The organism is Mycobacterium sp. E1715 (genome assembly GCF_001667625.1).
Classification (GTDB): Bacteria; Actinomycetota; Actinomycetes; order Mycobacteriales; family Mycobacteriaceae; genus Mycobacterium.
Map to the genome: position 1 here is coordinate 1 of NZ_LZJJ01000407.1, position 3,191 is coordinate 3,191.

Here is a 3,191-nt window from a genome sequence, read left to right on the forward strand (position 1 = left end):
TTCTCCTTTACGGTCGAAACCTGTTCTGCAACAACCGCGTTGCTGGGCAGCGCGGCGAGAAATGGTGCGAACGGCGGCATTTCGTCGGCGGTGCACTCGACGCTGACCACAGCCGGGCCCGCAACTTCCAGCGCCACCCGAATCGCCGCGGCGAATTGTGCGGGTTCGCTGACATCTACCGATGTCAGCCCGGGAAACATGGCCGCCAGGCCGCTTCCCAGCGCGCTCGGCCGGAAACGGTTGTAGCTGTAGCGGTCGCCGTAGAACAGCTGCTCGCGGGTCACGCACATGGCGTGGGCGTTGTTGTTGAACAGGACGAACGTCACGGGAAGCTGGTATTGCACCGCCGTGTGCACCTCCAGGCCGTGCATGAAGAACGCGCCGTCGCCCGCGATCACCACGGTGCGTCCGCCGGCCCGACCGCCGTTCGCACGGCCGAACGCCATCCCGATCCCGGCCCCGAAGCTGTAACCCATGCCGCCCATGCCCAGCGCGGCCACGAACCTGCCGCCGCGCCGCGCCGGGAGGTAGTGGATGGCGGCGGCACCGGTGTTGCCGGCGTCGACCACGATGTCGACCGCGTCGGGCAGGGTCCGGTCCAGCACCGCCATGGCGTCGCGGTAACGCACGCCCGGGCCGGGGCAGGCCGGCGGCGTCAGCTCGGTGCGCCGCACCACGTCCGGCACGCGCAGGCCGTTCGGGCGGCCGTGACCGCGTAGCGCCTGGGTCAGCAGGCGCAGCGAGCCGCGCAGGTCGTCGGTGTGCACGTGGGTGCAGCGCGGATGGGGCCGCGCCGACCCGATCGACAGGGTTCGCACGCCGGCCAGGGCGTCGTCCAGGCCGCCGCGCGCGGTGACCGTCAGCCGGGTGCCGACGATCAGGCACACGGAACTGGCGGCCACGGCATCGGCCACGCTGGGGTGGCCCATCACGCCGGTCACCCCGAGCGCCGACGACGACCCGAATCCCGGCGTGCCGGCCACGTCCTTGGCGTCGGGGACGGTGGCCACCCGGGCGCGCAGCAGCGCGCGCAGGTGCTCGAGCTCGGCCCGGGCGTCGTCGCGGGCCACCTGCTCGCCGGCGATGATCGTGACCTGACCGGTGGCCCGGCGCAGTTCCGCGGCGATGACCTGCGGGTTGCCGATCGGCGCGCCGAGGTCGGCCGGACGCTCGGCGCCATCCTCGACGGACACGTGGGCCTGCTGGATGTCCTTGGGCAGCAACAACACCGCGGGGCCGCCGGTGCGCGCGGCGGAGACCGCCCGGGGCAGCGCCGACACGATATCGGCCGGCGCGAGCACCCGCTCGCACGACACCGACACCGCCGAGAACAGCGCCTGGGCATCCAGGGCGCCGTTGCGCCCGCTGGTGTCCTGGAAGCTGCCCCGGCCGTCCATCGTGGTGGGGGCCTGGCCGACCAGGGCCAGCACGGGAACCCGGCTGGCGAACGACTCGCCCAGGCCGGCGACGAGGTTCAGCGCTCCCCCACCGGACGTCGACGCCACCACGCCGAGGCCGGCGCCGCTGCGGCTGTACCCGTCGGCCATGGTGGCCGCCGAGAACTCGTGCTTGGCCAGCACCGCGGTCACCTCGGGCCGGTAGTGCGCGGCGTCGTAGAGGTCCTCGATGTTGGCGCCGTCGACACCGAAGATGTGGTCCACCCCGAGCGCCGCCAGTTGGCCGACGACGTGATCGACCACCCGGTAGTTGCCGAACATGTCTTCAGACACGAACCGGGTTCTTGATCGGTTCACCCCGGCGCGTGAACCGTCTGCGGGCGGCGATCGTGGTGCCTAGATGACCATCGAGCTGCGTGACGTGGTGCGCGAGTACCGGGTCGGCGGTCAAGCGGTGCGGGCGATCGACGGGATCAGCCTGCGCCTCGCGGGGGGCGAGTTCGTGTCGGTGGTCGGGCCCTCCGGCGCCGGTAAGAGCACCTTGTTGCATCTGCTCGGCGCGCTCGACTCCCCGGATTCGGGCTCGATCACGTTCGACGGCGAGGAGATCGGCCGCCTGGGCGACGAACAGCAGTCGCGATTCCGCCACCACCGGGTCGGTTTCATCTTTCAGTTCTTCAACCTGTTGCCGACGCTGTCGGCCTGGGAGAACGTCGCGGTGCCCAAGCTGCTCGACGGTGTCCGGCTGGGCAGGGCGAAGCCCCAGGCGATCCGGTTGCTCGACCGCGTCGGGTTGGGCAACCGCATCGAGCACCGGCCGGCGGAACTGTCCGGCGGCCAGATGCAGCGGGTCGCGGTGGCGCGGGCGTTGATGATGGATCCGCCGCTGATCCTCGCCGACGAGCCCACCGGCAACCTCGACTCGACGACGGGCGCCGCAATCCTGGAGCTGCTCGCCGAGGTGGCACACGAGGACGGCCAAGGGCGGCTGGTGGTGATGGTGACCCACAACGCCGACGCCGCGGCGGCGACCGATCGGGTGATCACGCTGCAGGACGGACGGGTCGGGTCCGACGTGCCGGCGGTCCCCGCGTGATGATCACGGCGGTCGCGAGCCGACTGCGGGTATTCAGCCTGCGTGAACTCGCCGTGCATCGCCGCCGCACGTTCGCGTCGGTCGCCGTAATGGCCGTGTCCGCAACCTATCTGGTCGCGATCTTCGGCATCTTCGGATCGATCACCGGATCGGTCAACCGGCTGGCCGACGGGATCGCCGGTGTGGCCGCACTCGAGGTCTCGGGCAGCACCGACGCCGGGTTTCCCGACACGATACTGGCCGACGTGGCCGCGGTGCCCGGAGTCGCCACGGCGGCGCCGATGATCCGGACCTCCGCGACCACGCCGACCGGTCCGGTGCTGCTGCTCGGCGCGGATGCGAGCACCGCCGCGCTGGGCGGTGCCCTGAAGGACGCGGTCGCACGACCGGTGCAGGCGCTGTCCTCGGCGCCCGACGGGGTCCAGGTCGGGCCACGGGTCGGCTACACGAAAGGCCAGACGCTGCAACTGGGTTCGGGCTCGGTCAGGGTCAGCGAGGTGCTCGCGGGCAAGCAGTTCGCCGATCTCAACGGCGGGCATTACGTCCTCGCACCGCTCGCCCTGGCGCAGAGCGTCAGCGGCCGCCCCGGTCAGCTCGACTCGATACTGATCGCCACCAGGCCGGGCGCCGATGTGGCCGCCGTGCGCGCCGCGGTCACCGCGGCGGTGAACGGTCGCGCCCTGGTCGCCGCCCCGAGC

3 protein-coding genes are annotated in these 3,191 nt (G+C 71.8%); 2 read left to right on the plus strand and 1 reads right to left on the minus strand.

The features are described 5' to 3' along the window. Positions 1-1,718, minus strand: a 1,718-nt coding sequence (locus A9X03_RS19940) for a thiamine pyrophosphate-binding protein (RefSeq protein ID WP_068262600.1), incomplete at its 3' end; no start/stop codon positions are given. A 79-nt stretch (positions 1,719-1,797) separates the two neighbouring features. Here A9X03_RS19940 and A9X03_RS19945 point away from each other — a divergent pair. Both A9X03_RS19945 and A9X03_RS19950 read left to right on the plus strand, forming a co-directional pair. Then, positions 1,798-2,493, plus strand: coding sequence for an ABC transporter ATP-binding protein (locus A9X03_RS19945; RefSeq protein ID WP_067754360.1), 696 nt, complete (start codon positions 1,798-1,800; stop codon positions 2,491-2,493). Then, a partial coding sequence (locus A9X03_RS19950) for an ABC transporter permease (RefSeq protein ID WP_197696115.1) occupies positions 2,493-3,191 on the plus strand: 699 nt, incomplete at its 3' end. The genes A9X03_RS19945 and A9X03_RS19950, both read left to right, overlap by 1 nt.